Consider the following 24,683-nt stretch of genomic DNA (forward strand, 5'->3'; position numbering starts at 1 on the left):
GCCCGCAGGCCGCATTGTGCTTAGTTTTTCCGGCCGGTGATCCGGCACCACTCCTCTTTCTCCACCACCGGGTCGAGGGTGAAGAGCGGGGCGTAGGCTTCGCAGACGCTTTCCGCCTGGCTTGCCAGAATGCCGGAAAGGCCCAGCAGGCCGCCTGTAACCGGCAGGACGCTGATTAATGGGGCCAGCTCACGTAACGGGCCCGCGAGGATGTTTGCGACCACGACATCGGCTTTCATGGCTTCTGGCTGATCCTGCGGCAGATACAGTTCAAGACGCTCGGAGACGCCGTTACGCTGGGCGTTATCACGGCTGGCCTGGATGGCCTGTGGGTCGATATCAATCCCGATCGCTTTAGCGGCACCCAGTTTCAGGGCGGCGATCGCAAGGATGCCGGAACCGCAGCCAAAATCGATAACGGTTTTGCCCTGCAGGTCGAGGCCGTCGAGCCACTGCAGACACATGGCGGTAGTGGGATGAGTGCCGGTACCAAAAGCCAGTCCCGGATCAAGCATCACGTTGACCGCGTTCTCATCGGGGACATCGCGCCAGCTCGGACAAATCCACAGGCGCTCACCGAAACGCATCGGGTGGAAGTTATCCATCCACTCGCGCTCCCAGTCTTTATCTTCCAGCTGTTCAATTTTATGCGCAAAGCCGGCGCCGAGCAGCGGATGCTGCTCCAGTTGGGCAACGACCGCTTTCATATCGGTTTCGGCATCGAACAGGCCGATCACGTCGGTATCGCCCCACAGCCGGGTTTCCCCGGGCAACGGCTCAAATACCGGCGTATCGTGCGTATCCTGGAAGGTGATGGAGACCGATCCGGCCTCCATCAGCGCATCGCTAAGATCTTCTGCGTTCGCGCCGGTAGTATTTAGTTTCAGTTGGATCCATGGCATAGCAAAACTCTTTATTTATCAGTAGTCATCACAGGGGCTGGCGGGACGGGTTGGCCGAAACGGTTCCCGACGACAAAAGCCAACAAACTTAGCAGTAGCGAGGGCACGATAGGATGGAAGCCCAGGAACTGAATATGAAACGTCGCGAGCACGGCATACAGCACGCCGCCCACCAACATCGCGCTGAGCGCCCCGGCAGCGTTTGCCCGCTCCCAGTAAAGGCCCAGCACCAACGGCCATAAAAACACCGCTTCCAGGCCGCCGAAGGCCAGCAGATTGAGCCAGATAATCATTTCCGGCGGCCGCCAGGCGGCCAGCATCATTAATATACCCAGCACTAAGGTGGCGATCGTTGAGATCCGCTTGAGCTTCTGCTCATTGCGTTTTTTTGTTGGCTGCGCGCTGAGCCACAGATCTTTAATGATCGTAGCCGATGCCTGCAGTAAATGGGCGTTCACGTTCGACATAATCGCGGCCATCGGCGCGGCTAAAAACAGTCCTGCAGCCCACGGCGGCAGCACCTGGACCATCAACGTGGGGATCACCAGATCGGGCACGGTGAGGCCCGGCAGGACGGCGCGGCCAAGAGCGCCGGCGAGATGCATGCCGAACATCAGAATCGCCACGACGATCGTGCCAATGACAATCCCGCGGTGCACGGCTTTGCTGTCTTTATAGGAGATACAGCGTACGGCGGTATGCGGCAGGCCGATAACGCCGAAGCAAACCAGCACCCAGAACGAGGTCATAAAGGTGGGGGACAGGATATCATCCGCACCGTGCGGCGACACCAGCTGTGGGTCGATCCGCTGCAGTGTGTCCACCGCCTGATGCAGGCCGCCGGCAGCATGGACGACACCAACCAGCAGGACGATCGTCCCGATCAACATCACCATTCCCTGCATCGTATCGTTGAGTACGCTGGCGCGGAAGCCGCCGAAAGCGGTATACAGCGCGATGGTGATCCCAAAGATCAGCAGACCGGTTTCGTACTTGATCCCGGCAGCGGTTTCCAGCAGGCGCGCGCCGCCAATAAACTGCACCGCGATGGCCCCGACAAAGGCCACCAACAGGCTGACGCTGGCAATCCATACCACTGCGCGGCTTTGGTAGCGCGCCTGCAGCATATCGTTAAGGGTAATAGCATTGTAGCGTCGCGCCAGGATCGCGAACTTCTTGCCGAGGATCCCGAGAGAGAGCCAGATCGTCGGTACCTGGATCATCGCCAGCAGTACCCAACCCAGCCCATATTTATAGGCGGCGCCGGGGCCGCCGATAAACGAGCTGGCGCTAATATAGGTGGCGGTGAGGGTCATGGCTAATACAAACCCCCCCATCGATCGACTGCCGAGGAAATACTCGCTAAGGAAGTTCCCGGTACTGCGTTTACGCATCGCGTAAATCGACAGCCCGAAGACCACAAACAGGTAAGCGATCAGCACCACGATAATCTCAAGCTGCATCGTTATCCTCCAGGGAGATATCACGGAAGATAAAGCGCACCATCGCCCAGCACAGCAGTATAAACAGCAGCGGCACCAGCAGGCAGGCCATTTCAAACCAGTGCGGCAGGCCGGTAAAACCGATACTGACGCCCGGCAGATAGGCCGCCGCCAGCCAGGCGGCAAGATAGAGAAGGGTCAGCCACAGCGCCCAGCGCGCTTCTTTATGGGCCTGAACAAAGCGTTTGTCCATTTTTTGTCCCTTGAGGATGAAGAAAGCGGGGATTGTACCGCATGGAAAAGTCGAGGGGAGAGAAAAAGAAAAAAGGCCGGATTAACCGGCCTTTTGCAGCAAATACAGGATTATTTTTCCTGCAGTCCGAGCTTTTTCTCCAGGTAGTGGATGTTAGTGCCACCATGCTGGAAGTTCTCGTCGCTCATAATGCGCATCTGCAGATCGACGTTGGTTTTGATGCCATCGATGATCAGCTCCTGCAGCGCATTCTTCATGCGGGCAATCGCCACGTCACGGCTTTCGCCGTAGCAGATCAGTTTACCGATCATGGAGTCATAGTACGGCGGTACGGTGTAACCGGCGTAAATATGAGACTCCCAGCGCACGCCAAAACCGCCCGGCGCGTGGAAGCGGGTAATTTTACCCGGGCTCGGCAGGAAGGTGTTCGGGTCTTCGGCGTTGATACGGCATTCCACCGCATGGCCTCTGACGACCACTTCATCCTGCTTGATGGACAGCGGCTGGCCAGCTGCAATACGCAGCTGCTCTTTGATCAGGTCAACGCCGGTGATCATTTCGGTAACCGGGTGTTCTACCTGAATACGGGTGTTCATTTCAATGAAGTAGAACTCGCCGTTTTCGAACAGGAACTCGAAGGTGCCCGCTCCGCGGTAGCCGATATCCACACAGGCTTTCGCGCAACGTTCGCCGATGTAGCGACGCAGTTCCGGGGTGATGCCCGGCGCCGGCGCTTCCTCGACCACTTTCTGGTGGCGACGCTGCATGGAGCAGTCACGCTCTGCCAGATAGATAGCGTTACCCTGACCGTCCGCCAGTACCTGGATCTCGATGTGGCGAGGATTTTCCAGGTATTTCTCCATGTAGACCATGTCGTTATTGAAAGCCGCTTTCGCTTCCGCTTTGGTCATGGAGATAGACTGCGCCAGTTCGGCGTCGCTACGCACAACGCGCATACCGCGACCGCCGCCGCCGCCGGAGGCCTTGATGATCACCGGATAGCCAATGCGTTTGGCATGGGCGCGGTTAGCGTCCATATCGTCGGTCAGCGGGCCGTCAGAACCTGGAACGGTCGGGACGCCGGCTTTCTTCATCGCGGTGATTGCGGACACTTTGTCGCCCATCAGGCGGATAGTGTCGGCTTTCGGACCGATGAAGATAAAGCCGGAGCGCTCAACCTGCTCGGCAAAGTTGGCGTTCTCGGAGAGGAAACCATAACCCGGGTGAATCGCTATCGCGCCGGTGATTTCCGCCGCACTGATGATAGCCGGGATGTTGAGATAGCTTTTTACGGACGGAGCCGGGCCAATACAGACCGTCTCATCCGCTAACAATACGTGTTTTAGATCGCGATCCGCGGTGGAGTGCACAGCGACGGTCTTGATGCCCAGTTCTTTACAGGCACGCAGGATGCGCAATGCGATCTCGCCACGGTTAGCGATGACAATTTTATCCAGCATGTTCGCCTCGTTACTCGATAACTACCAGCGGCTCGTCGAATTCTACCGGTTGGCCGCTTTCGATCAGAATGGCTTTCACCACGCCGGCTTTGTCGGCTTCGATCTGGTTCATCATTTTCATCGCTTCGACGATGCACAGGGTGTCGCCCACGTTAACTTTCTGGCCAACTTCCACAAACGCTTTCGCGTCCGGGCTTGGCGTACGATAGAAAGTACCAACCATCGGGGAACGTACGATGTGACCACTGATTTCCGCTTTTGCCGGCGCTTCAGCTGCAGCAGCTGGTGCGGCAGCCGCGGCGGCAGGCGCCTGAGGCTGCATCATCGGCGCAGCATAAGCCTGCTGCATAACCGGATAGCTTGCGACCGGTGCAGAGCGGCTGATGCGAACAGACTCTTCGCCTTCAGAAATTTCCAGTTCGGAGATACCTGATTCTTCAACCAGCTCGATCAGTTTTTTAATCTTACGAATATCCATGAGTGGGTTCCGTACTCTTTGTTTAGTGTGATTGTGACAGGCGTTTTACCGCCGTCTGTAAAGCGTATGAATAGCCGTCCGCCCCCAGTCCGCAAATGACGCCAGCGGCGACATCTGACAGGTATGAGTGCTGGCGGAAGGGTTCGCGTGCATGCACGTTGCTCAAGTGAATCTCGATAAACGGGATGTTCACGGCAAGCAACGCGTCACGGATTGCTACGCTGGTATGCGCGAACGCGGCCGGATTAATCAGGATATAGTCCACGTTGTCTTTAGCCTGATGAATTCGGTCGATTAACGCATACTCCGCGTTGGACTGCAGGTGATCCAGGCTCACATTCAGCGCCGCCGCCTCAGATGTCAAACGGTTAACAATTTCAGCCAGCGAGAGGGTGCCATACTTATCAGGCTCTCGGGTACCGAGCATGTTAATGTTTGGACCATTCAAAAGCAAAATGTGAAACTTGTCAGCCATCGTGTGGCGATCTCCTGCCATCTTCGGGTAAAAAACAACATATACCTTCAATGCGCCCTTGTCACCTTTTCAGGGTCAGAAAACCCCGTCAGGAAAACCAAAGTCGCACATTATAACGATTTCGTAGCAATTGGCAGCTAAATACTGGTCTTATCAGGGAAGATTATCAACCGCTATCGTAAAAAGAGTCGCGGTTGATAAAAGATCTGCGGGAAACTGCACATTACCGGATTCAGCGCCACCACTGGCGGAACTTCTTATAACGGCATGCCAAAAGCACCACCGCCAGCAGGGCATAAATGATGGGCTGCGGCGAGACGATCTTCACTGACCACAGGTAGTGAATCGGCGCGAGGATCGCCACCAGATAGACGAAATTGTGCAAAAGTTGCCAACGACGGCCCAGTTTTCGCTGCATCGCCTGCGTCGAAGTCGCCGCCAGCGCCAGCAGGATCACCCAGCAGATCATGCCTAACGTCAGATAGGGGCGATTGATAATCTCCGAGCCCAGCAGCGCCAGATTGTTAATGCCCAGCTCCAGCAAGGTGTAGCTGGTCAGGTGCAGCGTCGCCCAGGCAAAACACCATAAACCTAACAGGCGGCGAATGCGAATCAATAATGGCTGCTTCGCATAGCGCGCCAGCGGGGCGACCAGCAGAGTCGCCAGCAGAAATTTAAGCGCCATCCTGCCGGTAAAGTGCTGGATATCCTTGGCCGGATCGGCGCTAAAGTAGCCCTGATGCCCGGCCCAGAACAACCAGACCAGCGGTAAAAACCCCGCCAGGTGGAGGAAGACTTTCAACCACGCGATCTGTTTGACGGTGAAACGCACTAGAAGTTCTCCCGCAAGTTCATGCCACGATACAGTGAGGCCACCTCGTCGGCATAGCCGTTAAACAGCAACGTCGGCTGACGTTTCACATCGAGCACACCGCCTGAGCCGATGAACCGCTCGCTGGCCTGCGACCAGCGGGGATGATCGACATGGGGATTAACGTTGGCAAAGAAGCCGTATTCGTCCGGCGCCGCCAGATTCCAGGTGGTCGGCGGCTGCTCGCGCGTCAGCTCAATGCTGACGATGGATTTAATGCCTTTAAAACCGTACTTCCACGGCACGGTCAGGCGGATCGGCGCGCCGTTCTGCGGCGGCAGCGCTTTGCCATACACGCCGACGGTAAGCAGCGTCAAGGGGTGCATGGCTTCGTCAAGTCGCAACCCTTCCACGTAAGGATAAGCAAGTCCCCCGCCGATAAAACGATCTTTCTGCCCGGGCATTTGATCCGGGGCGTAAAGGGTTTTGAAGGCGACATAGCGTGCGTTGCTGGTGGGTTCCACCAGCGCCAACAGTTTATGCAGCGGGAAACCGACCCAGGGAACGACCATCGACCAGGCCTCCACGCAGCGCATACGGTAAATGCGCTCCTCCAGCGGAAAGCGTTTGGTCAGATCGTCATGGTCAAGGGTCAGCGGCTTCGCCACTTCACCGCCGATGGTCAGTGTCCAGGGATCGGTGCGCAGGCTACCTGCGTTCGCCGCCGGGTCGGCTTTATCGAGGCCGAATTCATAAAAGTTATTGTAACCGGCGACCTTATCTTCCGGGGTGAGCGTCAGATTAGCCTGCCACTCGGCGGGTTTAGCAAAGTCCAGGGCCTTGCCCGCCGGGGCCGGCGGGCGGTCATTTCCTTTAAACCAGTCCAGCAGATCGGCCTGCGCGGCGGCGGGAAGCGAAAGCGCCGTCGCGCTGATACCCAGCATTTTCAGCACCTGGCGCCGCTTGAGCATAAAAACGGATTCGGCCGTGACGTCGGCTTCCGTCAGTTTTTTTCTTTTCATGGTGTCCTCCGTCATGCGTTTCCCTAAGCATGACGGAGACGACGATTTATCGCGAATATGTCACGAAAAATTGCAGATTAGGATGAGGAGCCGCCGCCGAAGCAGAGGCGCGGTCGTCCAGGAATCATCGGAAAGTGGCGCAAGACGTTTCCTTTACCGCGCATGACCCGGCATCTTTAGCAGGGAAAAGAGGGCGGCAAGCAGGCCAAACGGTAAACCGGTAATAATTTGCGTCGCTGGCGCGGGTTTGCCATCCTGCGTCTAAAATTAAAGCGCTTCTGGCGCAGGCCGCAGGCGGGCAATGATTGGCAAATTTTTTCTGCCGACTATACTCGCTATCGGCATACTTTCGCCGATAATACGCATTCCATTGCCAGACTCGCCATCTTTGATAGTATGCGTCGCGCTTTAAAAGGTTAATGCTAGCGGCAAGGCGCGCGCCAGCACGGGAGCCTGATGGTTCATCGGGCAGTCATTCACTCGCGGAGTTAACACAGGGATGCGATTAACGACGAAGTTCTCAGCCTTTATCACGCTGCTAACTAGCCTGACCATCTTTGTCACGCTGATTGGCGCTTCGCTGAGTTTTTATAACGGCATTGAGAACAAGGTCGAAAACCGGGTTCAGGCGGTGGCGACCATGCTGGATAACCGGCTCATCACCACCTCTTTTGATCAGCTTGAGCCGCAGCTGGATGAGCTGATGACGCCGATCGAGATCGTGCATATCGATTTCATGCTTAACGGCAAACCACTCTACAGCCACTCCCGAACCGACAGCTACCGCCCGCTTGGCAGCCATGAGCAATTCCGTGAGATCACGGTCCCGTCGCTTAAACACCCCGGTATCACTCTGCATCTGGTCTACGTTGACCCAATGGTGAACTATTTCCGCTCGCTGTCGATCACGGCCCCGCTGTCGATCTCCATCGGCTTTATGGTGGTGATTATTTTCTTCGCCGTCCGCTGGATCCGCCGCCAGCTGGCTGGTCAGGAGCTGCTTGAGCTGCGTTCCACGCGCATCCTGAGCGGCGAGCGCGGGCCGCAGGTGCGCGGATCGGTCTATGAATGGCCAGCCAGCACCAGCAGCGCGCTGGATATGCTGCTGTCGGAGCTGCAATTCGCCAGCGATCAGCGCAGCCGTATGGATACGCTGATTCGCTCCTATGCGGCACAGGATTCTAAAACGGGCCTGAATAACCGCCTGTTCTTTGATAATCAGCTGGCCACGCTGCTGGAAGACCAGGAGAAAGTGGGCGCCTACGGCATCGTCATGATGATCCGTCTGCCGGAGTTCGATCTGCTACGGGACAACTGGGGACGGGCGGCCGCCGAAGAGCATTACTTCACGCTTATCAACCTGCTCTCTACCTTTATTATGCGTTATCCCGGCGCGCTACTGGCGCGCTATCACCGTAGCGACTTCGCCGTGCTGCTGCCGCACCGCACGTTAAAAGAGGCAGATAGTATCGCCGGGCTGTTGCTGAAGGCCATGGACGCACTGCCGCCGACGCGCATTCTCGATCGCGACGATATGATGCATATCGGGATCTGTGCTTTCCGCAGCGGGCAATCGACAGCGCAGGTGATGGAGCACGCGGAAGCGGCAACGCGCAACGCGGTGCTGCAGGGTAGCAATAGTTGGTCGGTTTACGATGACACCCTTCCTGAGAAAGGCCGCGGCAACGTTCGCTGGCGGACGCTGATCGAACAGATGCTGAGCCGCGGGGGACCGCGGTTGTACCAAAAACCTGCCGTTACCCGCGATGGCCGGGTGCATCACCGTGAACTGATGTCGCGGATGTACGACGGTAAAGAAGAGGTGATCGCCGCCGAGTACATGCCGATGGTGCTGCAGTTTGGTCTGGCGGAGGAGTATGACCGCCTGCAGGTGACGCGCCTGCTGCCATTTTTAGGCTTCTGGCCTGAGGAAAACCTGGCGTTACAGCTGTCGGTGGAGTCGCTGATCCGTCCCCGTTTTCAGCGCTGGCTGCGCGATGCCTTAATGCAGTGTGAAAAATCGCAGCGTCAGCGGATTATTTTTGAACTTGCGGAGGCAGATGTTTGTCAATATATCGGCCGTCTGCAGCCGGTTATGCGGTTGGTTAACGCCCTGGGCGTTCGGGTGGCGGTCGTTCAGGCGGGACTAACCCTGGTGGGAACCAGCTGGATCAAGCAGCTGGATGCGGAGTTGATCAAACTGCATCCTGGGCTGGCGCGCAACATTGAAAAGCGCAGTGAGAACCAGCTGCTGGTGCAAAGTCTGGTGGAAGCCTGCAAAGGCATGCCTATGCAAGTTTTTGCGACGGGCGTACGCAGCCGCAGCGAGTGGTTAGTGCTGTCCCAATGCGGTGTCACAGGCGGTCAGGGGGAATTTTTTGCGGCCTCACAGCCACTTGACACAAATGTGAAAAAATATTCGCAAAGATACTCGGTTTGATCTGCCGTTTAGCGTGATTTCACGTAGAATAACGCGCGCCATGGTGAAGGGGGTGTGCTTGTCTACTCGCCGGATCATCGCAATGTAAATGCCAGTGACCCTCCTTTGACAGGTTACAAATTCAGGCGTGGAGCGCTGCTGAAGATTTCAGCAATGAACGGAGTCGGAAAAATTTGTAACAAAGGAAATGAACTGCACTAATTTTCACCGCAGCAGGTGATTTTTGCGCCTTGTCGCTGCTGCGTGTGGTTGGTAAAGTAAGCGGATTTTGTTTTCCGCCCCAGCTTTCAGGATTATCCCTTAGTATGTTAAAAAAATTTCGTGGCATGTTTTCCAATGACCTGTCCATTGACCTGGGTACCGCGAATACCCTTATTTACGTAAAAGGACAAGGCATCGTATTGAATGAGCCTTCCGTGGTGGCCATTCGTCAGGATCGTGCCGGATCGCCGAAAAGCGTCGCCGCCGTAGGTCATGAAGCGAAGCAGATGCTCGGCCGTACCCCGGGTAATATCGCGGCGATTCGCCCGATGAAGGACGGCGTCATCGCTGACTTCTTCGTGACGGAAAAGATGCTGCAGCACTTTATCAAACAAGTGCACAGCAACAGCTTTATGCGCCCGAGCCCGCGCGTGCTGGTGTGCGTACCGGTTGGCGCCACCCAGGTTGAGCGTCGTGCGATCCGTGAATCCGCGCAGGGCGCTGGCGCTCGTGAAGTCTTCCTGATCGAAGAGCCGATGGCGGCAGCGATTGGCGCAGGCTTACCGGTTTCTGAAGCGACCGGTTCTATGGTTGTCGATATCGGCGGCGGTACTACCGAAGTCGCGGTTATTTCCCTGAACGGCGTGGTCTACTCTTCTTCCGTGCGTATCGGCGGCGACCGTTTCGACGAAGCCGTGATTAATTACGTGCGTCGTAACTACGGCTCCCTGATCGGTGAAGCGACCGCTGAGCGTATCAAACACGAAATCGGTTCGGCTTACCCGGGCGATGAAGTGCGTGAAATCGAAGTTCGCGGCCGTAACCTGGCGGAAGGCGTACCACGCGGCTTTACCCTGAATTCCAACGAAATTCTTGAAGCGCTGCAGGAGCCGCTGACCGGCATCGTGAGTGCGGTCATGGTTGCTCTGGAGCAGTGCCCGCCGGAACTGGCTTCTGATATCTCCGAGCGCGGGATGGTTCTTACCGGCGGTGGTGCGCTGCTGCGCAACCTGGACCGTCTGTTAATGGAAGAAACCGGTATTCCAGTCGTGGTTGCTGAAGATCCGCTGACCTGCGTAGCGCGTGGCGGCGGCAAGGCGCTGGAAATGATCGACATGCACGGCGGCGACCTGTTTAGCGAAGAGTAGTCAGCCTGAAGGTCTGGGGTGGCTTAGCGGCTGCCCCTGGTCTTTACTGACACGAGAATACGCATAGCCTATGAAGCCAATTTTTAGCCGTGGCCCCTCGCTACAGATTCGCCTTATTCTGGCGGTGCTGGTGGCGCTTGGCGTCATTATCGCCGACAGCCGCCTGGGTACGTTCAGTCAAATCAGAACGTACATGGATACAGCCGTCAGCCCTTTCTACTTTGTCTCTAATGGTCCCCGGGAACTCCTCGACAGCGTATCGCAAACGCTGGCGACCCGCGATCAGCTCGAACTGGAAAACCGCGCGCTGCGTCAGGAACTGTTGCTGAAAAACAGCGATCTGCTGATGCTGGGCCAGTACAAGCAAGAGAACGCGCGTCTGCGTGAACTGCTTGGCTCGCCGCTGCGCCAGGACGAACAAAAAATGGTGACGCAGGTCATCTCAACGGTCAACGACCCCTACAGCGATCAGGTGGTTATTGATAAGGGCAGCGTGAACGGTGTTTACGAAGGCCAGCCGGTTATCAGCGATAAAGGCGTAGTGGGGCAGGTCGTGGCCGTGGCGAAAATGACCAGCCGGGTGCTGCTGATCTGCGATGCCACCCATGCGCTGCCGATCCAGGTCCTGCGTAACGACATTCGCGTGATTGCCGCCGGTAACGGCTGTACTGACGATCTCCAGCTTGAGCATCTGCCGGCGAATACCGATATTCGCGTCGGCGATGTGCTGGTGACCTCTGGTCTCGGTGGCCGCTTCCCGGAAGGGTATCCGGTCGGGGTGGTCTCCTCGGTGAAGCTGGACACTCAGCGCGCCTACACCGTGATTCAGGCGCGTCCGACGGCCGGGCTGCAGCGCTTGCGCTATCTGCTGCTGCTGTGGGGCGCCGATCGCAATGGCGCCAACCCGATGACCCCGGAAGAGGTCCATCGCGTGGCTAACGAGCGCCTGATGCAGATGATGCCGCAGGTGCTGCCTGCGCCGGATGCCATGGGGCCGCAGATGCCGGCGCCAGCCACCGGGCTGACGCCATCGCAGCCGTCTCTGCCTGCAGGGGGGCAATAGTGGCAAGTTATCGTAGCCAGGGACGCTGGGTTATCTGGCTCTCGTTTCTTATCGCGCTATTGCTGCAAATTATGCCCTGGCCGGCGGACATCAGCGTTTTCCGGCCCAACTGGGTATTATTGATCCTGCTGTACTGGATCCTCGCCCTGCCGCACCGGGTGAACGTGGGGACGGGCTTCGTGATGGGGGCTATTCTTGATCTCATTAGCGGCTCGACGCTGGGCGTTCGCGCCCTGTCCTTAAGCATTATCGCCTATCTGGTCGCGCTGAAATATCAGCTGTTCCGTAACCTGGCGCTGTGGCAACAAGCGCTGGTGGTCATGCTGTTATCCCTGGCCGTGGATATCATTGTTTTCTGGGCAGAGTTTTTAGTGATCAACGTCTCTTTCCGTCCGGAAGTATTCTGGAGTAGTGTAGTAAACGGTGTCCTCTGGCCATGGCTCTTCCTGCTGATGCGCAAAGTGCGTCAGCAATTTGCAGTGCAATAAGGTTGATATGACAACTCTGTATCTTGCTTCAGGTTCCCCGCGTCGGCAGGAACTGCTGACTCAGCTTGGTCTCACTTTCGAGCGTCTGGTTCCCGGTATTGAGGAACAGCGCCAGCCGCAGGAGAGCGCCGAGCACTATGTTGTCCGCCTGGCGCGCGAAAAAGCGCAGGCCGGGGTGGCGATGGCATCGCGCGATTTGCCGGTGCTGGGGGCGGATACGATTGTCATTCTTAACGGCGAAGTGCTGGAGAAACCGCGCGACGCTGAACACGCTGCAGCAATGCTGCGTCTGCTTTCCGGCCAAACGCATCAGGTCATGACGGCGGTGGCGCTGGCAGATACGCAGCAGACGCTGGACTGTCTGGTGGTCACGGACGTGACCTTCCGGCTGCTTAGCGAGCAGGATATCGCCGAATATGTGGCCAGCGGCGAGCCTTTAGATAAAGCAGGTGCATACGGTATTCAAGGGTTGGGTGGTTGCTTCGTCAGGAAGATTAATGGCAGCTATCACGCCGTAGTCGGCTTACCGCTGGTGGAAACGTATGAGTTGCTCAGTAACTTTAACTCACTGCGTAAAGAAAAGGGATAAAGATGACGGCTGAATTATTAGTTAACGTAACGCCATCCGAAACGCGCGTCGCGTATATCGATGGCGGTATTCTGCAGGAAATCCATATTGAGCGTGAAGCGCGACGCGGAATAGTAGGCAATATCTACAAAGGTCGTGTTAGCCGAGTGCTGCCGGGAATGCAGGCGGCTTTTGTAGATATTGGTCTCGATAAGGCGGCGTTCCTCCACGCCTCCGATATCATGCCGCATACCGAATGTGTCGCTGGTGAGGAGCAAAAGCAGTTTACCGTACGCGATATTTCGGAGCTGGTGCGCCAGGGCCAGGACCTGATGGTCCAGGTGGTCAAAGATCCGCTGGGCACCAAAGGCGCGCGTCTGACCACGGATATCACCCTGCCTTCCCGTTATCTGGTGTTTATGCCAGGCGCCTCCCATGTGGGAGTATCCCAACGCATTGAAAGCGAAGCCGAGCGTGAGCGGTTGAAGAAGGTTGTCGCAGATTACTGCGACGAGCAGGGCGGATTTATCATTCGCACCGCTGCGGAAGGGGTTCACGAGCAGGAAATGGCCGCCGATGCCGCCTATCTGAAGCGCGTCTGGACCAAGGTGATGGAGCGCAAAAAGCGCAATCAGACCCGTTATCAGCTGTACGGCGAGCTGGCTCTGGCTCAGCGCGTGCTGCGTGATTTTGCCGATGCGCATCTCGACCGTATTCGCGTCGACTCTCGCCTGACCTACGAGGCGTTACTTGAGTTCACCGCTGAATATATCCCGGAAATGACCAGCAAGCTGGAACACTACAGCGGCCGCCAGCCGATTTTCGATCTCTTTGATGTGGAGAACGAAATTCAGCGCGCGCTGGAGCGTAAGGTTGAGCTGAAGTCCGGGGGCTACCTGATCATCGACCAGACCGAGGCGATGACTACCATTGATATCAATACCGGGGCGTTTGTCGGGCACCGGAATCTTGACGATACTATCTTCAATACCAATATCGAAGCCACCCAGGCGATAGCCCGCCAGCTACGTTTGCGTAACCTCGGCGGCATTATCATCATTGATTTCATTGACATGAACAATGAAGACCATCGGCGACGGGTACTGCACTCCTTAGAGCAGGCGCTGAGTAAAGATCGGGTGAAAACCAGCATCAACGGTTTCTCTCAACTGGGGCTGGTGGAGATGACCCGCAAGCGGACGCGTGAAAGCGTGGAGCATGTGCTGTGCAACGAGTGCCCGACCTGCCACGGACGCGGAACGGTAAAGTCGGTTGAAACGGTATGCTATGAGATTATGCGTGAGATCGTCCGCGTGCATCATGCTTATGATTCCGATCGCTTCCTGGTCTATGCTTCCCCTGCGGTGGCGGAAACCCTGAAAGGGGAAGAGTCGCACGCGCTGGCGGAAGTGGAAATCTTTGTCGGCAAGCAGGTCAAGGTACAAATTGAGCCGCTCTATAATCAAGAGCAGTTCGATGTGGTTATGATGTAAGACACCGCGTCATTGTGCGGCTGACAAGGAGAGAGGCGTGAGGCGACTGCCCGGGATTTTATTGCTCACCGTGGCAACATTGATTGTTATCGTCGCGCTGCTGGTGAGTGGCTTGCGTCTCGTGTTGCCGCAGCTTGACGCCTGGCGTCCGCAGCTGCTGGAGAAGATTTCCACACTTACCGGCACGCCGGTGGATGCCTCGCAGATCACCGCCAGCTGGCAAAATTTTGGTCCGACGTTAGATGTCCGTGATATTCAGGTCGGGCTGAAAGACGGCGGCAAAATGGCGGTGAAGCGCGTGACCCTGGCGCTGGACGTCTGGCAGAGTTTGCTGCATATGCGCTGGCAGTTCCGCGATCTTACCTTCTGGCAGCTGCAGGTTCATACCAACACCCCTATTCAGACCAATGACGGCGGCGAAAGCCTGAAAACCGACCGCATCAGCGATCTCTTTTTACGTCAGTTCGACCACTTTACCCTGCGCGACAGCCATCTGAGCTTCCTGACCATTTCCGGTCAGCGGGCGGAGCTGGCAGTCCCGCAGCTGACCTGGCTTAACGGCAGGAACCGTCACCGCGCCGAGGGGCAGCTTAGCCTCTCCAGTCTCACCGGCCAGCATGGCGTGATGCAGGTGCGGATGGATCTCCGCGATGAGGATGGCCTGCTGAATAAAGGGCGAGTCTGGCTACAGGCTGACGATATTGACGTCAAACCGTGGCTCGGCCGCTGGATGCAGGACAATATCGCTCTGAAGAGCGCCCGCTTCAGCCTTGAAGGTTGGATGACCATTGAAAAAGGCGATGTGGCCAGCGGTGACGTATGGCTGAAAAAAGGGGGCGCCAGCTGGCAGGGGGATGACGAGGTGCATCACCTGTCAGTGGATAACCTGACGGCGCATCTCTCCCATGACAAGCAGAGCTGGGGCTTCTACATTCCCGATACGCGGATCGCTATCGACGATAAACCCTGGCCAAGCGGCGCGCTGGCGATGGCCTGGATCCCGGCGCAGGACGTCGGTGGCGACGACCATCAGCGTAGCGATGAATTACGCATTCGTGCCAGCAACTTAACCCTCAGCGGCCTCAGCGGATTACAGCCCTTCGCCGATAAGCTGGCGCCTTCCCTGGGCGAGCTCTGGCGCACCACGCAGCCCAGCGGCAAAATCAACCTGCTGGCGCTCGATATTCCCCTGCAGGCGACGGAGAAAACGCGCTTTCAGGCGCAGTGGAGCGATCTGGCATGGAAGCAGTGGAAACTCCTGCCGGGAGCGGAACACTTTTCCGGCAGTCTGAATGGCAGCGTTGAGCACGGGGAACTGCGCGCCCGCATGACGCAGGCGCTGATGCCTTATACCGGTGTTTTCCGCGCCCCGCTGGAGATCGCCGCTGGCGAAGCCACCCTCAGCTGGGTGAAAAACGACAAAGGGTTTATGCTTGATGGCCGCGATATTGACGTGCAGGCGACGGGTGTCCGCGCCCGCGGCGGCTTCCGCTATCTGCAACCGCAGGGAGATGATCCCTGGCTGGGCATTCTGGCGGGCATCAGCACCAATGATGGTGGCCAGGCATGGCGTTACTTCCCGGAAAACCTGATGGGCAAGGCGCTGGTGGACTATCTCAGCGGCGCGATTAAAGCCGGACAGGCTCGCGATGCGACGCTGGTGTATGGCGGCAATCCGCATCTTTTCCCTTACCCGCATAATGAAGGGCAGTTCCAGGTTTATGTCCCGCTGAAGAACGCCACTTTTGCCTTCCAGCCGGACTGGCCGGCGCTGACCGGGCTGAACATCGACCTCAACTTCATCAATAACGGGTTGTGGATGCGGGCGGATAAAGCGATGCTCGGCAATGTCACCGCCAGCAATCTCGATGCCGCGATCCCGGACTATACCGCTGAAAAGCTGTTGATTGATGCCGATATCAAAGGCCCGGGCAAAGAGGTGGGACCTTATTTCAACACCACGCCGCTGAAAGAGACCCTGGGAGCGGCGCTGGATTCCCTGCAGCTGGACGGGGATGTGAGCGCTCGCTTACATCTTAACATCCCTTTAGATGGCGAAATGACCACCGCGAAAGGCGATGTGCGTCTGCAGAATAACAGTCTGTTTATCAAGCCGTTAGACACCACTCTGCAAAACCTGAGCGGGAATTTCAGCTTCGTGAATGGCGATCTCAATAGCGAAACGTTGAGCGCGACCTGGTTTCATCAGCCGCTGAATCTCAATTTTTCCACCCGGGAGGGCGAAAAAGCGTTTCTGGTGGACGTCGGGATGAACGCCAACTGGCAGCCATCGCATACCGGGTTGCTGCCAAAAGCCGTCAACGAGTCGCTGAGCGGCAGCGTGCCGTGGGAGGGCAAGGTCGCTATCGAACTGCCGTACCATGGTAACGCCAGCTATAAGGTTGATATCAACGGCGACCTCAAGAATGTGAGCAGTCACTTACCTTCGCCGGTCAATAAGCCCGCTGGAGAGCCGATGCCGATCAAAATTAACGTCGCCGGCGGTTTGAGCAGCTTCGACCTGACCGGCTCCGTCGGCGCGAAGAATCATATCAACAGCCGCTGGTTGCTGAACCATAAGCTGACGTTGGATCGGGCAATCCTTACTTCGGACAGCAAGGGGCTCTCTCCGCTGCCTGACCAGCCTGGGGTTGAACTCAATTTGCCACCGATGGATGGCGCTCAATGGCTGGCGCTCTTTCAAAACGGGGCGGCGAATGAAGTCAGCAGCACCATACTCTTTCCCCAGCGCATTGTGCTGCGTACGCCGTCGCTGGCGCTTGCCGGTCAACAGTGGAACAACGTCAGTCTGATGTCGCAGCCGGTCGCCGGCGGCTCGCAGGTCGAGGCGCAGGGGCGTGAAATCAACGCTACCCTGACGATGCGCGACAATGCGCCCTGGCTGGCGAATGTGCGTTATCTCTATTTCAACCCGACCAGCGCCAATGGCCAGACCGGTGAGAAGAACGCTGCCCCGCAGGCAGAGACGCGGCTGGATTTCCACGGCTGGCCCGATCTGCAGCTGCGCTGTGCGGAATGCTGGCTGTGGGGGCAAAAATATGGCCGTATCGACGGCGATGTGGCGATTAAGGGCGATACCTTAACGCTCTCCAATGGTCTGGTGGATACCGGGTTTGGCCGACTGACGACCGATGGCGTCTGGGTCAGCGCGCCGGCTGGTGTACGCACGTCGCTGAAAGGCAAACTGCATGGCAATAAAACGGATGAGTTTGCCAGTTTCTTCGGCGTTTCCACGCCGGTGAAGGATTCGCCGTTTGACATCGACTATGATCTGCACTGGCGCGCGCCGCCCTGGTCGCCCGATGTCGCATCGCTCAATGGGATCATTAAAAGCCACCTCGGCAAGGGACAGTTTACCGACCTGAGTACCGGACACGCTGGCCAACTGCTGCGTTTGCTGAGCGTTGATGCCCTGCTGCGTAAGCTGCGCTTCGACTTTAGCGATACCTTCAGCGAGGGCTTTTACTTCGACTCGATTAACAGTACGGCATGGATCAAGGATGGCGTGCTGCATACCGACGATACGCTGGTGGATGGCCTGGAAGCGGATATTGCCATGAAAGGTTCGGTCGATTTGGTGCGTCGCCGGCTGGATCTGCAGGCGGTGGTGGCGCCGGAGATCTCTGCGACCGTCGGCGTGGCGGCGGCTTTTGCCGTCAACCCTATCGTCGGCGCGGCGGTGTTTGCCGCCAGCAAGGTGCTGGGCCCGCTGTGGAACAAAGTCTCGATTCTGCGCTATCGCATTACTGGTCCGATTGACCAGCCGCAGATCAATGAGGTGCTGCGCCAGGCGCGTAGCAACAAAAAGCAATGATTTGACGATTGCCGGGAATTGCCGCAATCTCAATAGATCGCCTTCTGTATTTCCGCCTGTCAGGCGGCAACAAACGAGTAGCATAACGATGAGTCTGAACCTGGTAAGTGAACAATTACTGTCGGCAAATGGCCTGAATCATCAGGATCTGTTTGCCATTCTTGGTCAACTGACCGAGCGCCGCCTCGATTACGGCGATCTCTATTTTCAGTCGAGCTATCACGAATCCTGGGTTCTGGAAGACAGCATCATTAAAGATGGGTCGTACAACATTGACCAGGGCGTAGGCGTGCGCGCCGTCAGCGGCGAAAAAACGGGCTTTGCCTATGCGGACCAGATTAGCAAGCTGGCGCTGGAGCAGAGCGCCCAGGCGGCGCGGACGATTGTGCGTGATACCGGTAATGGCAAAGTGCAGACCCTGGGAGCCGTTGAGTACAGCCCTTTGTACACCAGCATCGACCCGCTGCAGAGCATGAGTCGGGAAGAGAAGCTGGATATTCTGCGCCGGGTGGACAAAGTCGCCCGGGCGGCGGACAAGCGCGTGCAGGAAGTTTCGGCCAGCCTGAGCGGCGTTTATGAGCTGATTCTGGTGGCCGCCACCGACGGCACCCTCGCCGCGGACGTTCGCCCGCTGGTGCGCCTTTCGGTCAGCGTGCTGGTGGAAGAGGATGGCAAGCGTGAGCGCGGCAGCAGCGGCGGCGGTGGACGCTTTGGCTATGACTATTTCCTCGCCTCCCAGGAGGGCGACGTGCGGGCTGATGCCTGGGCGAAAGAAGCCGTGCGCATGGCGCTGGTGAACCTTTCGGCAGTCGCCGCCCCGGCGGGGATGCTGCCGGTGGTGCTCGGCGCCGGCTGGCCTGGCGTCCTGCTGCACGAAGCGGTCGGCCATGGGCTGGAAGGTGATTTCAACCGTCGCGGCACCTCGGTCTTTAGCGGCCATATGGGGGAATTAGTTGCCTCTGAGCTGTGTACTGTGGTGGATGACGGCACCATCGTCGATCGTCGCGGGTCGGTCGCCATCGATGACGAAGGCACGCCGGGGCAATACAACGTGCTGATCGAAAACGGCATCCTGAAAGGCTATATGCAGGATAAGCTCAATGCGCGTCTGATGGGCGTCGCGCCGACCGGTAACGGCCGTCGCGAGTCGTATGCTCATCTGCCGATGCCGCGTATGACCAATACCTATATGCTGGCGGGCCAGTCGACGCCGCAGGAGATTATCGAGTCGGTCGATTACGGTATCTTCGCGCCTAACTTTGGCGGCGGGCAGGTGGATATCACCTCTGGTAAGTTTGTCTTCTCTACCTCCGAAGCCTATCTGATCGAAAAAGGGAAGGTCACGAAGGCGGTGAAAGGGGCCACGCTGATCGGCTCCGGGATTGAAACCATGCAGCAGATTTCGATGGTAGGGAATGACCTGCGGCTGGATAACGGCGTTGGCGTTTGTGGCAAAGAGGGCCAGAGCGTGCCGGTGGGCGTCGGCCAGCCGACCCTGAAGGTCGATAATCTTACCGTCGGCGGTACCGCCTGATCCTGACCAGGTTCCCGGCGCTGCCGGGAACCGCTTCACCGGGCGATCCCGCGCCCGTGCATGCCTTGATAGATCTTCGCCACGTCGACAAAATACTCTGTCAGATAGTTGATACAGACCTGCACTTTCAGCGGCAGTTTATCCTTTTCCGTATACAGCGCGTAGACCGGCCGTGGATCGGACTGATAGCTGGGCAGCAGGATCTCAAGCTCGCCGCGGTTGATCTCTTCGATCGCCCACATCAATGGTACATAAGCGATACCCACCCCGGCTGTCAGCCAGCGTATCAGCGTCATGGGATCGTTGGTCACAAAGCGCCCCTGCGGGATCAGGCGGGTTGAGATCCCTTCCGGGGCGATAATTTCAAATTCGTTATCCGGACGTACGCTATATTCGAGCCATGAATGGCTGGCGAGGTCGGCCGGTTTCTCCGGATTGCCTGCCTGCGCCAGATAGCTTTTGGCGGCGCATAATACCATCGGCATTGAGCCCAGGCGGCGGGAAAAAAGGCTGGAATCCTGCAGGGCCCCCACGCGGATCACCACGTCAAGGCCGTCGGCGATCAGGTCAGGGGCTGGTATGCCAGTGACCAGATTGACGGAGAGTCCGGGGTATTCTTTCAGCATTTCCGCCGTTATGCGCGCCAGAACATTTTGTGCCATAGTTGAAGAGCAACCGATGCGCAGCGTCCCGATGGGGGTGTTATTAAATGCGTATAATTGCTCATGGACATCCTGCGCTTCAAACAGCATCCTACGGCAGCCCTGGTAATAGATTTTACCTGCTTCAGTTAAGCCAAGGCTGCGGGTGCTGCGGTTGAGCAGCTTTACCTGCAGCTCATCTTCCAGTTTGGCGACGGTCTGACTGATCGAAGAAACGCTCATCTGAAGCTGGCGGGCCGCCGCGGTGAATGAACCTAATTCGACCACTTTGGCGAAAACGGACATGCGTTTTAATCGTTCCATTATTCACTCTGGCTTAAAAGTGATTTAGATCACACATTGTAGATAATGCGGCAATCGTTACGTTAATATATTGTTAGCTACATAATAAACGCATCTGCTCACTACCTGTACGCTTCTTATTCAAGGTCATCATGAGTCTGTTTCCTGTCATCGTGATTTTCGGCTTATCGTTTCCGCCGATCTTCTTCGAGTTGCTTTTGTCGCTGGCCATCTTTTGGCTGGTGCATCGACTGCTGGTTCCGACCGGCATTTACGATTTTGTCTGGCACCCTGCACTGTTTAATACGGCGCTATATTGCTGCCTTTTTTATTTGATATCGCGCTTGTTCGTTTGAGGTTGATGTGAAAACACTAACAAGAAATATCCTCCGTACCGCTATTACCGTGATACTGGTCATTTTGGCTTTCGTGGCGATTTTCCGCGCCTGGGTCTATTACACCGCTTCGCCGTGGACGCGGGATGCGCGCTTTAGCGCTGACATTGTGGCGATTGCCCCTGACGTCTCCGGGCTGATTTCCCAGGTAAACGTCAAGGATAACCAACTGGTTAAGAAAGACCAGGTATTGTTCGTTATTGACCAACCTCGTTACCAAAAAGCGCTGGCGGAGGCGGAAGCCGATGTCGCTTACTACCAGACCTTAGCGCAGGAGAAGCGCGTTGAAGCGGGTCGGCGTAATAAGCTGGGCATACAGGCGATGTCGCGGGAAGAGATAGACCAGGCGAACAACGTGCTGCAAACCGTTGAGCATCAGTTGGCGAAAGCGGTAGCCAGCCGCGATCTGGCCAGGCTGGACCTCGAGCGCACAGAAATTCGCGCCCCCGCGGATGGCTGGGTGACCAACCTTAACGTCTATACCGGGGAGTTTATTACCCGTGGCTCCACGGCGGTGGCGCTAGTGAAAGAGAATACGTTTTACGTCATGGCTTATCTGGAAGAGACCAAGCTGGAAGGCGTCCGCCCTGGCTACCGGGCGGAGATTACCCCACTTGGCAGCAGCAAAACCATTAAAGGGACAGTGGACAGTATCGCTGCAGGGGTGACCAACGCCAGCAGCAGCAGCGACTCGAAAGGGATGGCCTCGGTCGACTCCAACCTTGAGTGGGTGCGTCTGGCGCAGCGTGTGCCGGTGCGTATTCGCCTCGACCAGCAGCAGGGCAATCTGTGGCCATCGGGCACCACGGCGACGGTGGTGATCACCGGTAAAGAAGACCGCGATACCAGCCGGGCCAACTTCTTCCAGAAACTGGCTATGCGCCTGCGCGAATTCGGTTAATCGCTATGGGGACATATACCATTGCTCCCCGGCATCTCCGCTTTGCCATTAAGCTTGCATGCGCGGTGGTGCTGGCGCTGTTCGTCGGTTTCCATTTTCAGCTCGAAACACCGCGCTGGGCAGTACTGACGGCAGCGATCGTCGCCGCCGGGCCGGCCTTTGCTGCCGGCGGCGAACCTTACTCGGGCGCAATCCGCTATCGTGGGATGTTGCGAATTGCCGGGACCTTTATTGGCTGTATTGCGGCGCTGATTATCATCATCCTGATGATCCGTGCGCCTCTGCTGATGATGCTGGTTTGCTGCCTGTGGGCCGGGTTTTGTACCTGGATTTCGTCGCTGGTTAAGGTCGAGAACTCCTATGCCTGGGGACTGGCCGGGTACACTGCGCTGATTATCATTATCACCATCCATACCAATCCGATGCTGGCGCCGCAGTTTGCTGTCGAACGCTGTAGCGAAATTGTCATCGGTATTGTCAGCGCTATCGTCGCCGACCTGCTGTTCTCTCCACGTTCGATTAAAAAAGAGATCGACCTTGAGCTGGATAACCTGCTGATTGCGCAATATAAGCTGATGCAGTTATGCGTCGCCCACGGTGAAAAAGAGGAAGTGGATCAGGCGTGGGGCGCGCTGGTGCGTCGCACCACGGCGCTGGAAGGTATGCGCAGTAATCTGATCATGGAATCCTCTCGCTGGGCGAAGGCGAATCAGCGCCTGAAGGCGATCAATACCCTTTCATTAACGCTTATCACCCAGGCTTGCGAGACCTACCTGATTCAGAACTCGCGCCCGGAAATGGTGACGGATGACTACCGTGAGCTGTTCGCCGAGCCGGTGGAGACAGTGCAGGACGTCCACCAGCAGCTGAAGCGTATGCGCCGTTTTCTGACCTGGAAAGGCGAGCATAATACGCCCGTCACCATCTACAGCTGGGTGGGTGCCGCTACGCGCTACTTATTGCTTAAGCGTGGCGTGGTGGGTAACACCAAAATCAGTCGCATTGAAGATAGTGTGCTGCGCGGCGAAGCGGTGGTCAAAGTGGAATCTGCTGAGCGCCACCATGCGATGGTGAACTTCTGGCGTACCTCCGTCTCCTGTATCCTCGGGACGCTGTTCTGGTTGTGGACAGGCTGGACCTCAGGCAGCGGCGCGATGGTGATGATTGCCGTCGTTACCGCGCTGGCGATGCGCCTGCCTAACCCCCGAATGGTGGCGATGGACTTCCTTTATGGCACCCTGGCGGCGTTACCGCTGGGTACCCTGTACTTCCTGGTGATCATGCCGGCGACGCAGCAGAGCATGCTGCTGCTTTGCATCAGCCTGGCGGCGATGGCGTTCTTTATCGGTATCGAAGTGCAGAAAAGGCGTCTCGGATCGCTGGGAGCGCTGGCGAGCACCATTAACATTCTGGTGCTGGATAACCCGATGCAGTTTCAGTTCAGTCAGTTCCTTGACAGTGCGCTGGGGCAGATCGTCGGCTGTTTCCTTGCCCTGATGGTCATTCTCATTGTCAGGGATAATTCTCGGGCCAGAACCGGTCGGGTGCTGTTGAATCAGTTTGTCTCTGCGGCGGTCTCTTCGCTGACAACGAACTCGGCGCGTCGTAAAGAGAACCATCTGCCCGCGCTCTATCAGCAGTTGTTTTTATTGCTCAATAAGTTCCCCGGCGATGTCGCCCGCTTCCGTCTGGCATTGACGTTGATTATTGCCCATCAGCGCCTGCGTGATGCGCCCGTGCCGGTGAACGACGATCTGTCGGCCTTCCATCGACAGCTGCGACGTACCGCAGATCATGTGATCTCCGCCGGGAGTGATGATAAGCGTCGGCGCTACTTTACCCAGCTGCTGGCTGAGCTTGATGTCTATCAGGAGAAGTTGCGGGTCTGGGAGGCTTCGCCGCAGGTGACCGAGCCCGTGCGGCGGCTGGTTGAGATGTTGCACAAGTACCAGCATGTGCTGACCAGCAGTTAACCCCTAAACCGACGCCCAGGCGTCGGTTTTTTTATCGCTATACTTAACGGCGACAGGAAGAGAAGCGGGAGGGGCTGCCATGACCACCTATACGTTTGATTTTGACGAAATCGCCGAACAACAGGATTTCTACCGGGAGTTTTCCCGAACCTTTGAGCTGGCTCAGGATAAGGTCAACAACCTGGATTCACTGTGGGACGCGGTGACTGGTGGGCTGCTGCCATTGCCGCTGGATATTGAGTTTATTCATTTAAACGACAAGCAGCGTCGGCGCTTCGGCGCGCTGATTTTATTATTTGATGAAGCAGAAGAGGAGCTGGAGGGGGAGTTGCGCTTTAACGCCCGGCATGGCTAAACGTTCATTTCTAATCTGTTGAATATTGGTGAAGGCTTCCCTCCAGAGGTTGCGCGCCTCGCCGACCGTGACGGACGTGTTTCTGAACCAGGGGAGCGCATTGAGACATCGCTGTTCCGGACGGGGCCGGCGATGAAGCAAAAAAAAGCCCCGGCAGGCGGGGGCAAGTCGTCGAAATAAGACGACGAGGGTTTATTTGTACAGCTCAGCGGTGGCGTGCCAGCTATCGCCGGTACGTGCTTCAATAATACGGTAGCTGCTGGCGCCTTCTTTCTCGGCTTTAGCGGCCAGCTCCTGACGCATGTCCATTGGCGCACTACCTACCTGGGATACGGAGATGGTGCCCATGGACTGCAGGTTTTGTGCTTGTTCAGCGTTAACTTGCTGAACGGCCGCGCTTGCGCCGAAAGAGAGAACGGAAGCCAGGCCAAGGGATGCGATGATCATTGCGCGTTTCATAATCTTTACTCCAGTCTTTGTTTTGCCGCGGCGGGGGATGTAT

General features: G+C 57.0%; 23 protein-coding genes. 13 read left to right on the forward strand and 10 right to left on the reverse strand.

Annotation, left to right across the window (positions count from 1 at the left end; genetic code table 11):
- Nucleotides 1–20 precede the first annotated feature (20 nt).
- The 8 genes from prmA to msrP all read right to left on the reverse strand — a co-directional run bounded on the left by prmA (nucleotide 21) and on the right by msrP (nucleotide 6,843).
- Nucleotides 21–902, reverse strand: coding sequence for a 50S ribosomal protein L11 methyltransferase (gene prmA / locus SP68_RS02205; RefSeq protein ID WP_008806699.1), 882 nt, complete (start codon nucleotides 900–902; stop codon nucleotides 21–23).
- Nucleotides 903–913: 11 nt separating this feature from the next.
- Nucleotides 914–2,365: a sodium/pantothenate symporter gene (gene panF / locus SP68_RS02210; protein WP_012540444.1), complete on the reverse strand. Its 1,452-nt coding sequence runs from the start codon at nucleotides 2,363–2,365 to the stop codon at nucleotides 914–916.
- Nucleotides 2,355–2,597: a YhdT family protein gene (locus SP68_RS02215; RefSeq protein WP_012540445.1), complete on the reverse strand. Its 243-nt coding sequence runs from the start codon at nucleotides 2,595–2,597 to the stop codon at nucleotides 2,355–2,357. Before SP68_RS02215 ends, panF begins: the two co-directional genes overlap by 11 nt.
- Nucleotides 2,598–2,707: 110 nt before the next feature.
- A complete protein-coding gene (gene accC, locus SP68_RS02220) occupies nucleotides 2,708–4,057 on the reverse strand; it encodes an acetyl-CoA carboxylase biotin carboxylase subunit (protein ID WP_008806697.1) in 1,350 nt (449 codons plus the stop codon).
- A gap of 10 nt (nucleotides 4,058–4,067) precedes the next feature.
- Nucleotides 4,068–4,535, reverse strand: coding sequence for an acetyl-CoA carboxylase biotin carboxyl carrier protein (accB, locus tag SP68_RS02225; RefSeq protein ID WP_008806696.1), 468 nt, complete (start codon nucleotides 4,533–4,535; stop codon nucleotides 4,068–4,070).
- Between the two features lie 22 nt (nucleotides 4,536–4,557).
- On the reverse strand, nucleotides 4,558–5,010 hold the full coding sequence (aroQ, locus tag SP68_RS02230) for a type II 3-dehydroquinate dehydratase (RefSeq protein ID WP_012540446.1): 453 nt from the start codon (nucleotides 5,008–5,010) through the stop codon (nucleotides 4,558–4,560).
- 232 nt (nucleotides 5,011–5,242) lie between these two features.
- The gene (msrQ, locus tag SP68_RS02235; protein WP_012540447.1) at nucleotides 5,243–5,842 is read right to left on the reverse strand and encodes a protein-methionine-sulfoxide reductase heme-binding subunit MsrQ; all 600 of its coding nucleotides are present in this window, start codon (nucleotides 5,840–5,842) and stop codon (nucleotides 5,243–5,245) included.
- Nucleotides 5,842–6,843 (reverse strand): protein-methionine-sulfoxide reductase catalytic subunit MsrP, encoded by a 1,002-nt coding sequence (msrP, locus tag SP68_RS02240; RefSeq protein ID WP_012540448.1) that lies wholly within the window; start codon nucleotides 6,841–6,843, stop codon nucleotides 5,842–5,844. The genes msrQ and msrP overlap by 1 nt, the downstream gene beginning before the upstream one ends.
- Nucleotides 6,844–7,071: 228 nt before the next feature.
- Between msrP and SP68_RS02245 the strand changes: the two genes are divergently transcribed.
- The 9 genes from SP68_RS02245 to tldD all read left to right on the forward strand — a co-directional run bounded on the left by SP68_RS02245 (nucleotide 7,072) and on the right by tldD (nucleotide 19,613).
- Nucleotides 7,072–7,263, forward strand: coding sequence for a hypothetical protein (locus SP68_RS02245; protein ID WP_032691257.1), 192 nt, complete (start codon nucleotides 7,072–7,074; stop codon nucleotides 7,261–7,263).
- Between the two features lie 79 nt (nucleotides 7,264–7,342).
- A complete protein-coding gene (gene csrD / locus SP68_RS02250; protein ID WP_008806692.1) occupies nucleotides 7,343–9,283 on the forward strand; it encodes an RNase E specificity factor CsrD in 1,941 nt (646 codons plus the stop codon).
- Nucleotides 9,284–9,588: 305 nt separating this feature from the next.
- On the forward strand, nucleotides 9,589–10,632 hold the full coding sequence (mreB, locus tag SP68_RS02255) for a rod shape-determining protein MreB (protein WP_002918653.1): 1,044 nt from the start codon (nucleotides 9,589–9,591) through the stop codon (nucleotides 10,630–10,632).
- A gap of 70 nt (nucleotides 10,633–10,702) precedes the next feature.
- Nucleotides 10,703–11,695, forward strand: a complete 993-nt coding sequence (gene mreC / locus SP68_RS02260; protein WP_008806690.1) for a rod shape-determining protein MreC — start codon at nucleotides 10,703–10,705, stop codon at nucleotides 11,693–11,695.
- A complete protein-coding gene (gene mreD, locus SP68_RS02265; RefSeq protein WP_008806689.1) occupies nucleotides 11,695–12,183 on the forward strand; it encodes a rod shape-determining protein MreD in 489 nt (162 codons plus the stop codon). Before mreC ends, mreD begins: the two co-directional genes overlap by 1 nt.
- Nucleotides 12,184–12,190: 7 nt before the next feature.
- The gene (locus tag SP68_RS02270) at nucleotides 12,191–12,772 is read left to right on the forward strand and encodes a Maf family protein (protein ID WP_008806688.1); all 582 of its coding nucleotides are present in this window, start codon (nucleotides 12,191–12,193) and stop codon (nucleotides 12,770–12,772) included.
- A gap of 2 nt (nucleotides 12,773–12,774) precedes the next feature.
- Nucleotides 12,775–14,244, forward strand: a complete 1,470-nt coding sequence (gene rng / locus SP68_RS02275) for a ribonuclease G (RefSeq protein WP_008806687.1) — start codon at nucleotides 12,775–12,777, stop codon at nucleotides 14,242–14,244.
- A gap of 37 nt (nucleotides 14,245–14,281) precedes the next feature.
- Nucleotides 14,282–18,079: an AsmA2 domain-containing protein YhdP gene (yhdP, locus tag SP68_RS02280; protein WP_008806686.1), complete on the forward strand. Its 3,798-nt coding sequence runs from the start codon at nucleotides 14,282–14,284 to the stop codon at nucleotides 18,077–18,079.
- An 88-nt stretch (nucleotides 18,080–18,167) separates the two neighbouring features.
- Nucleotides 18,168–19,613, forward strand: coding sequence for a metalloprotease TldD (gene tldD, locus SP68_RS02285; RefSeq protein ID WP_008806685.1), 1,446 nt, complete (start codon nucleotides 18,168–18,170; stop codon nucleotides 19,611–19,613).
- 35 nt (nucleotides 19,614–19,648) lie between these two features.
- Here the strand turns inward: tldD and aaeR are convergent, their stop codons facing one another.
- Nucleotides 19,649–20,578, reverse strand: a complete 930-nt coding sequence (aaeR, locus tag SP68_RS02290) for an HTH-type transcriptional activator AaeR (protein WP_008806684.1) — start codon at nucleotides 20,576–20,578, stop codon at nucleotides 19,649–19,651.
- A gap of 131 nt (nucleotides 20,579–20,709) precedes the next feature.
- Here aaeR and aaeX point away from each other — a divergent pair, with 131 nt between their 5' ends.
- From aaeX to SP68_RS02310, 4 genes are all read left to right on the forward strand, one after another.
- Complete coding sequence (gene aaeX / locus SP68_RS02295) at nucleotides 20,710–20,913, forward strand: p-hydroxybenzoic acid efflux pump operon protein AaeX (RefSeq protein ID WP_002918640.1); 204 nt, start codon at nucleotides 20,710–20,712, stop codon at nucleotides 20,911–20,913.
- Nucleotides 20,914–20,920: 7 nt separating this feature from the next.
- Nucleotides 20,921–21,853, forward strand: coding sequence for a p-hydroxybenzoic acid efflux pump subunit AaeA (aaeA, locus tag SP68_RS02300; RefSeq protein ID WP_008806683.1), 933 nt, complete (start codon nucleotides 20,921–20,923; stop codon nucleotides 21,851–21,853).
- 5 nt (nucleotides 21,854–21,858) lie between these two features.
- Nucleotides 21,859–23,826 (forward strand): p-hydroxybenzoic acid efflux pump subunit AaeB, encoded by a 1,968-nt coding sequence (aaeB, locus tag SP68_RS02305; RefSeq protein WP_008806682.1) that lies wholly within the window; start codon nucleotides 21,859–21,861, stop codon nucleotides 23,824–23,826.
- A gap of 79 nt (nucleotides 23,827–23,905) precedes the next feature.
- On the forward strand, nucleotides 23,906–24,181 hold the full coding sequence (locus SP68_RS02310) for a barstar family protein (RefSeq protein WP_008806681.1): 276 nt from the start codon (nucleotides 23,906–23,908) through the stop codon (nucleotides 24,179–24,181).
- A 192-nt stretch (nucleotides 24,182–24,373) separates the two neighbouring features.
- Here the strand turns inward: SP68_RS02310 and yhcN-B are convergent, their stop codons facing one another.
- Entirely contained in the window at nucleotides 24,374–24,640 is a 267-nt protein-coding gene (gene yhcN-B / locus SP68_RS02315) for a DUF1471 family stress response protein YhcN-B (RefSeq protein ID WP_008806680.1), read from the reverse strand.
- Nucleotides 24,641–24,683 lie beyond the last annotated feature (43 nt).

The organism is Klebsiella variicola (assembly GCF_000828055.2).
Taxonomy (GTDB): Bacteria; Pseudomonadota; Gammaproteobacteria; order Enterobacterales; family Enterobacteriaceae; genus Klebsiella; species Klebsiella variicola.

Bases quoted from the DNA above. Each gene is read 5' to 3' on its own strand.
- aaeB (WP_008806682.1), top strand. From the start codon at position 21,859: ATGGGGACATATACCATTGCTCCCCGGCATCTCCGCTTTGCCATTAAG.
- prmA (WP_008806699.1), bottom strand. From the start codon at position 902: ATGCCATGGATCCAACTGAAACTAAATACTACCGGCGCGAACGCAGAA.
- SP68_RS02270 (WP_008806688.1), top strand. From the start codon at position 12,191: ATGACAACTCTGTATCTTGCTTCAGGTTCCCCGCGTCGGCAGGAACTG.
- csrD (WP_008806692.1), top strand. From the start codon at position 7,343: ATGCGATTAACGACGAAGTTCTCAGCCTTTATCACGCTGCTAACTAGC.
- aroQ (WP_012540446.1), bottom strand. From the start codon at position 5,010: ATGGCTGACAAGTTTCACATTTTGCTTTTGAATGGTCCAAACATTAAC.
- aaeR (WP_008806684.1), bottom strand. From the start codon at position 20,578: ATGGAACGATTAAAACGCATGTCCGTTTTCGCCAAAGTGGTCGAATTA.
- accC (WP_008806697.1), bottom strand. From the start codon at position 4,057: ATGCTGGATAAAATTGTCATCGCTAACCGTGGCGAGATCGCATTGCGC.
- accB (WP_008806696.1), bottom strand. From the start codon at position 4,535: ATGGATATTCGTAAGATTAAAAAACTGATCGAGCTGGTTGAAGAATCA.
- yhcN-B (WP_008806680.1), bottom strand. From the start codon at position 24,640: ATGAAACGCGCAATGATCATCGCATCCCTTGGCCTGGCTTCCGTTCTC.
- panF (WP_012540444.1), bottom strand. From the start codon at position 2,365: ATGCAGCTTGAGATTATCGTGGTGCTGATCGCTTACCTGTTTGTGGTC.
- SP68_RS02215 (WP_012540445.1), bottom strand. From the start codon at position 2,597: ATGGACAAACGCTTTGTTCAGGCCCATAAAGAAGCGCGCTGGGCGCTG.
- mreB (WP_002918653.1), top strand. From the start codon at position 9,589: ATGTTAAAAAAATTTCGTGGCATGTTTTCCAATGACCTGTCCATTGAC.
- aaeX (WP_002918640.1), top strand. From the start codon at position 20,710: ATGAGTCTGTTTCCTGTCATCGTGATTTTCGGCTTATCGTTTCCGCCG.
- tldD (WP_008806685.1), top strand. From the start codon at position 18,168: ATGAGTCTGAACCTGGTAAGTGAACAATTACTGTCGGCAAATGGCCTG.
- rng (WP_008806687.1), top strand. From the start codon at position 12,775: ATGACGGCTGAATTATTAGTTAACGTAACGCCATCCGAAACGCGCGTC.
- msrP (WP_012540448.1), bottom strand. From the start codon at position 6,843: ATGAAAAGAAAAAAACTGACGGAAGCCGACGTCACGGCCGAATCCGTT.
- SP68_RS02310 (WP_008806681.1), top strand. From the start codon at position 23,906: ATGACCACCTATACGTTTGATTTTGACGAAATCGCCGAACAACAGGAT.
- mreC (WP_008806690.1), top strand. From the start codon at position 10,703: ATGAAGCCAATTTTTAGCCGTGGCCCCTCGCTACAGATTCGCCTTATT.